Here is a 6,232-nt window from a genome sequence, read left to right on the forward strand (position 1 = left end):
CCCGCAAGCATTGCTTGTGATGCTCACCGCCCGCCCCGCGGAAAGCGAGCATCCTGAAGCGGAAATCAACCCCCTGTTCAGGTAGCAACAAAGTTTACAGCCTTCATTATATTAGAGGGTTTCATCTTACATTAGTGTTTCTGCCCATAATGAAATCCCATATATCAGAAAAAACATGTGCTTTTATCAATGTATTAATAATAACCAAAACAACAGGTCCGGCAGCCAGGCCAAGGAAGCCGATTAACTTAAAGCCGGCAAAAAGGGAAACTAATGTAGCCAGGGGGTCCAGTCCGATGCTTGATGAAAGCACTTTTGGCTCCATGAGCTGACGCTGTACTAGCACAATGACATATAATACTGAAAGGCCAATTGCCAGACTTGTATTTCCGGATATCACTTCATAAATGATCCAAGGCACAAAAACGGTGCCAGTTCCAAGGTATGGGAGAAGATCCACAATGCCGCATATCAATGCAATCGTGATGGCGTATTTTACACGAAGGATGAGCAAGCCTATTAATACAATGATGGTTGTTAAGGAAATGAGTGTGAATTGAGCCCGAATAAAACCAAATAGGGCCTTTTTTAAGTCTTCGATAATACGTTTGCCGCTGGAAAATATTTTTGTAGGCAAGATTCTGCCGCTGAAATTAGACATGCGGTACCAGTCTTTGCTGATAAAAAAAGTTGCAAGGAGCGAAAAGATCAATACGGAGGCTGCGTTAGGAAACCAGCCGATGATGGCAGGGATGTTTTGGAAGAAGCCTTGGATGAAGTTCCCGGCAGTGCTGCCTAGTTTTTGGCCAACATTTTGAATGTTATCAAGTATGGTCGTTTGCTGCTTGACATCCAGATTGTTGAACAGTACAGCAATTTTGTTATAAAAGGGGATGAGCTGGCCTGCTGCAAAGTCCTCCAAATAATTGATGAGGGTATCAAGATGGGCAGGGACTACACCGCCTAAATAATCTGCTCCCGATACAATTTCTGCAATTAGTATGGTAATCAGACCTGCAAATACAGATAAAATGAATACAATGGAGATAATGACGGCCAATCCTCTTGGCATTCGTCCTTTAATTTCCAGGAAGTCTACCAAAGGATTCATAAAAAAAGCGATGATCATGGCAATAATAAATGGGTATGTATATCTGGAAATGTAAAACAAGACGATTCCGCCTAATGCGATGATTCCCGCCACAATCAAGAAGCGGAGAAACCGGTTCAAAAAAACTGGATTCAAGGCACTTCCCCCCAAGTTTTGCTATAGTTATCATTGTAACTTAGTGCAGGGGACAAAAGAAAGATTAGATTTTAGCCAAGAATGGCCTCTCCATATACATATAGGTACCTTGGTGATCTAAAAATGTTTCGATTAATTATTTCAAAATAATATTAAAGGAGGATGAAATATGAATGGACCCATCCTGTTTTTGCTTTTGCTTGGAATTATAGGGCTGATTGCCAAGAACACGTCACTGATGTTTGCTGCTGGTTTTCTCCTGCTGCTCAAGTTCACGGGACTTTCAGTGAAAGTCTTTCCATTCCTGGCGTCGAAGGGAATCAATTTAGGTGTAACTGTTATCACGATAGCTGTGCTTGTACCGATAGCAAGCGGCGCAATCGGATTTAAGGAATTGTCAGATGCAGTCAAGTCGCCATATGCCTGGATTGCTCTTGCATCCGGGATAGCGGTGGCGTTAATCGCTAAAAATGGCCTTACGCTTTTATCAACTGATCCGCAGATTACAGTAGCACTTGCTTTTGGGACGATTCTTGCGGTTGCCCTGTTCAGGGGAGTGGCTGTCGGGCCGCTGATCGGTGCCGGCATTGCTTATATTTTCATGCAAATCTTCAGCGTTGTTAAATAACACGCAAGGAAAATAAATAAAACAGAGAAAAAAGGAAAGCGGCCAATCCTTTTTTCTCTGTTTCAAGCGTGTTTTATCTGGAATATCACGATTTTTTATCATTATTCAAAAATCAGCTGAAATTCTTTGTTTGTATTTTTCTAATAAAATAATAATTTTTTCACATTTTATATTCTTTTCATTTCCAAAGTTCTTAATATTGTTTATAATGTTCATGTAACAGTCCCATAACGATTACATGGAAGCAGGTATCCGAACTGCGCTGAAAACCTGGTTTTTCAGGAATGTATAGTTATTGAGCAAGCGCTCGATGGAAAGTTTTAATGCTATGTTTCTAGGGTAATAAATAAATGAGAGTTTAAGTGTTTTGCATTCTGGTTTTACAAAATAATGAATGCGCCTTCACTTTGTGCGCTTTCATGCCAGAAGGTCTTAATTCCCCAGAACAGTACATAGCAATAGTTATTAAACCTTCTTGGAAGCGCTGTATTTATACGTAAACGTTATGAGCATAGGGGAATACTCATGAAAAGGAGAGGTTTTGTATGACAGCAACAAAGGGTCTAGAAGGGATTGTGGCAACAACTTCCGCAATCAGTTCCATCATTGATGATACGTTAACATACTCGGGGTATGATATTGACGATCTGGCAAATAATGCGACTTTTGAGGAAGTTATTTATTTACTCTGGCATGGCAGCCTGCCAACTAAGAGCCAATTGGAAGAACTGACAAAGCAGCTTGCAGAAAATGCCAGCCTTCCTGAAGAAGTTCTAAGCCAATTCAAAACATTTCCAATCGATAAAGTTCACCCAATGGCAGCACTTCGCACGGCAATCTCAAGTTTAGCTCTCTATGACGATGAAGCGGACGCCATGACTGATGAAGCAAACTACCGCAAAGCCATTCGCATACAGGCTAAAATTCCTTCACTGGTTACAGCTTTCGCACGTATCCGCAAGGGCCAGGAGCCTGTCGCGCCGCGTACTGACCTTAGCTTTGCTGCCAACTTCCTATATATGCTAAGCGGAAAAGAGCCTTCCGATATTGAAGAAACAGCCTTCAATAAGGCATTGGTCCTTCATGCCGACCATGAATTAAATGCTTCTACATTCACTGCACGCGTTTGTGTAGCGACTTTATCTGATATTTACTCCGGAGTCACTGCTGCCATCGGCGCCCTTAAGGGCCCATTGCACGGAGGAGCGAATGAAGCAGTTATGAAGATGCTTACAGAAATCGGTTCTGTCGGCCGTGTAGAATCCGTTATAAACGAAAAGCTGGCAAACAAAGAAAAAATTATGGGCTTTGGACACAGGGTATACCGCAAAGGAGATCCGCGTGCCAAGCATCTTAAAGAAATGTCCCAAAAGCTGACTGAAATCACAGGACAGCCGGAGTATTATGATATGAGCGTCAAGATTGAGGATATCGTGACATCTCAGAAAAATCTTCCGCCGAATGTCGATTTCTATTCAGCATCTGTTTACCACAGCCTGGGAATCGATCATGACCTGTTCACGCCGATCTTTGCTGTAAGCCGCACATCCGGCTGGATTGCACATATCCTTGAGCAATATTCAAACAACCGCCTGATCCGCCCGCGTGCTGAGTATACAGGGCCAGGAATGCAAAAATATGTACCAGTAGAAAAAAGATAAATCACAAACTTTTTCTTTTTTAATTAACCATTTATGTAGTAAATTTAGAGGTGTAAGAAAAAGGGCCAAAGGCTTTCCTGTAAGGACAGCCTGCAGCCCTTGATATCTGAAACGGAGGAATTGACATGACACAAGGTGAAAAAATCACAGTTGAAAATGGTACGTTAAATGTCCCTAATAATCCGGTAATTCCCTTTATTGAAGGCGACGGAATCGGCCCTGATATCTGGGCGGCGGCTTCCCGCGTTTTAGAAGCGGCAGTTAATAAAGCATATAACGGTGAAAAAAGCATTGTCTGGAAAGAAGTGCTTGCAGGACAAAAAGCCTTCGACAAAACAGGCGAATGGCTTCCTGAAGAAACTCTTGAAGTGATCCGCGAGTATTTCATCGCAATCAAAGGGCCTCTTACTACACCAATCGGCGGCGGAATCCGCTCATTGAACGTAGCTTTGCGCCAAGAGCTTGACCTATTTGTCTGCTTGCGCCCGGTCCGCTATTTCCAGGGTGTCCCTTCACCTGTTAAGCGTCCTGAAGATACTGATATGGTTATCTTCCGCGAAAACACTGAGGATATCTATGCTGGAATTGAATATGCGAAAGGCTCTGATGAAGTAAAGAAACTGATTTCTTTCCTTCAAAACGAACTTGGCGTAAATAAAATCCGCTTCCCTGAAACATCTGGCATCGGAATCAAGCCGGTTTCTGAAGAAGGCACTTCCCGCCTGGTGCGCGCTGCCATCAATTATGCAATTAAAGAAAACCGCAAATCTGTAACACTTGTACATAAGGGCAATATCATGAAATTTACAGAGGGTGCCTTTAAAAACTGGGGTTATGAATTAGCGGAAAAGGAATTTGGCGATAAAGTATTTACGTGGAACCAGTATGACAAGATCAAAGAAGCTGAAGGAACAGATGCAGCCAACAAGGCTCAGTCTGCTGCTGAAGCAGAAGGCAAGATCATCATCAAGGATTCCATTGCGGATATCTTCCTTCAGCAAATCCTTACACGCCCGAAAGAATTCGATGTTGTTGCAACAATGAACTTAAACGGCGACTACATTTCAGATGCACTTGCAGCACAGGTTGGCGGCATCGGTATTGCACCGGGAGCGAACATTAACTATGAAACAGGGCATGCCATTTTCGAAGCTACACATGGCACAGCTCCTAAATATGCCGGACAAGATAAGGTAAATCCTTCATCTGTCCTTCTTTCAGGCGTATTGCTTCTTGAGCACCTTGGATGGAATGAGGCTGCGAATCTAATTACAGCTTCTGTAGAAAAAACGATTGAATCAAAAGTTGTAACTTATGACTTTGCACGTCTTATGGACGGCGCGACTGAAGTTAAATGCTCTGAGTTTGCAGACGAGCTTATCAAAAATCTTTAATATTATAATCTAATAGCTTCTAGGGGACAGGATGCATTACAATGGTTCTGTCCCCTAGAAGCTTATATTTTCGTTAGCCCTGAAAATGCAACGGATAACTACATATTTTAAGGAGGAAATGCCATGACTAATGCCCGAAAAAAAATATCTGTAATCGGCGGCGGGTTCACTGGTGCGACAACTGCATTTTTACTTGCTCAAAAAGAACTCGGTGATGTAGTTCTTGTTGACGTTCCACAGATGGAAAACCCGACAAAAGGGAAAGCGCTCGATATGCTTGAAGCAAGTCCGGTCCAAGGCTTTGATGCAAATATTACAGGCACATCAAGCTATGAAGATACAGCAGATTCCGATATCGTCATCATTACAGCGGGCATTGCCCGCAAACCAGGCATGAGCCGTGATGATTTGGTCCAGACAAACCAAAAAATCATGAAATTAGTTACCCGGGATATTGTTAAGCATTCTCCAAACACAACAATCATCGTTTTGACTAACCCGGTAGATGCCATGACATACACCGTTTACAAAGAATCCGGCTTCCCGAAAAACCGTGTTATCGGCCAATCGGGAGTTTTGGATACTGCCCGTTTCCGCACATTCATTTCACAGGAATTAAATATTTCAGTTAAGGATATTACGGGATTCGTGCTTGGAGGCCATGGAGATGATATGGTTCCATTAGTACGCTATTCATATGCTGGGGGAATTCCGCTTGAAACACTAATTTCGAAAGAGCGTCTTGATGCCATTGTTGCAAGAACGAGAACAGGCGGGGGAGAGATTGTTAACCTGCTAGGAAACGGCAGCGCTTATTATGCTCCTGCTGCAGCTCTTGTGGAAATGGCTGAAGCCATATTGAAGGATCAGCGCCGCATTCTTCCGACGATTGCTTTCCTTGAAGGTGAATATGGCTTTGATGGAATCTATCTTGGTGTACCGACTATCATCGGTGCCGGCGGAATTGAAAAAATCATTGAACTTGAATTAACAGAAGAAGAAAAAACAGCTCTTTCTAAATCAGCGGATTCCGTTAAAAGTGTGATGAAGGTATTAAATGAATAGCATATTATGATTAAAGAGGCATTGTTCTTGTATTAGCTGCTTTTCAAAAAGGCATCTATCTTCAAGGCCGGCTCCCTTATTTTAAGGGAGCTGGTTTTTTGTTTGGCTCTTTTTTTAAAGGGTTTTTTCATAAACTTTGCTGCTGTGAAACAAGGTGGTTGATTTCCGCTCCAGGATGCTCGCTTTCCGCGGGGCGGGCGGTGAGCCTCCTCGGCTTTGCCTGCGGGGTCTCACCTTC

Annotated in this window: 5 protein-coding genes; 4 read left to right on the plus strand and 1 reads right to left on the minus strand. The window is 42.8% G+C overall.

Annotated elements, in window-relative coordinates:
- Window positions 1-121: 121 nt before the first annotated feature.
- Window positions 122-1,246, minus strand: coding sequence for a sporulation integral membrane protein YtvI (ytvI, locus tag BIV59_RS20710; protein ID WP_071353361.1), 1,125 nt, complete (start codon window positions 1,244-1,246; stop codon window positions 122-124).
- Between the two features lie 169 nt (window positions 1,247-1,415).
- On the opposite strand from ytvI, the gene BIV59_RS20715 reads away from it, so the two are divergent.
- From BIV59_RS20715 to mdh, 4 genes are all read left to right on the plus strand, one after another.
- Entirely contained in the window at window positions 1,416-1,874 is a 459-nt protein-coding gene (locus BIV59_RS20715; RefSeq protein WP_071353362.1) for a DUF441 domain-containing protein, read from the plus strand.
- A gap of 545 nt (window positions 1,875-2,419) precedes the next feature.
- Window positions 2,420-3,535: a citrate synthase gene (gene citZ / locus BIV59_RS20720; RefSeq protein WP_071353363.1), complete on the plus strand. Its 1,116-nt coding sequence runs from the start codon at window positions 2,420-2,422 to the stop codon at window positions 3,533-3,535.
- A gap of 125 nt (window positions 3,536-3,660) precedes the next feature.
- A complete protein-coding gene (gene icd, locus BIV59_RS20725) occupies window positions 3,661-4,929 on the plus strand; it encodes an NADP-dependent isocitrate dehydrogenase (RefSeq protein ID WP_071353364.1) in 1,269 nt (422 codons plus the stop codon).
- A 123-nt stretch (window positions 4,930-5,052) separates the two neighbouring features.
- Complete coding sequence (gene mdh / locus BIV59_RS20730; RefSeq protein WP_071353365.1) at window positions 5,053-5,994, plus strand: malate dehydrogenase; 942 nt, start codon at window positions 5,053-5,055, stop codon at window positions 5,992-5,994.
- Window positions 5,995-6,232: the final 238 nt, after the last annotated feature.

This window comes from Bacillus sp. MUM 13, from assembly GCF_001866725.1.
Taxonomy (GTDB): Bacteria; Bacillota; Bacilli; order Bacillales; family DSM-1321; genus Peribacillus.